Source organism: Pseudonocardia sp. N23, from assembly GCF_002583555.1.
In the GTDB taxonomy this organism is placed as follows: domain Bacteria; phylum Actinomycetota; class Actinomycetes; order Mycobacteriales; family Pseudonocardiaceae; genus Pseudonocardia.
This window is the reverse complement of the sequence record NZ_BEGX01000041.1, coordinates 1-291: the sequence shown is the minus strand read 5'-3', so window position 1 is coordinate 291 and position 291 is coordinate 1. Positions and strand designations below refer to the sequence as shown.

Annotated in this window: 1 pseudogene; it reads right to left on the bottom strand. The window is 69.1% G+C overall.

Going from position 1 to position 291, the window contains the following annotated elements:
- Positions 1–291: pseudogene (locus TOK_RS12065) on the bottom strand (hypothetical protein); the annotation flags it as partial.

Here is a 291-nt window from a genome sequence, read left to right as displayed (position 1 = left end):
GTAGGCGTCGGAGTCGGGGGCGTACTCGGCGATGAAGGCCATCCGGGCGCCGCCGTTGTCGCCGACGTAGGCGCCGTACTCCTGCAGCGCCTTCGCGATCGTGGCCTCGCCCTTGCTGATGCCGGGGATGGCCTCGACGTCGATGGAGGGGTCGAGCTGGACGCGGGCGCCCTCGGGGATCGGGGAGCCGGCACCGTCCATGTTGGAGCCGTCGGTCTTGGTCGCCGGGTAGCGGACCTCTTTCGGCTTCACCACGTTGGTGGAGAAGAACAATGCGTGCGGGATGTGCCC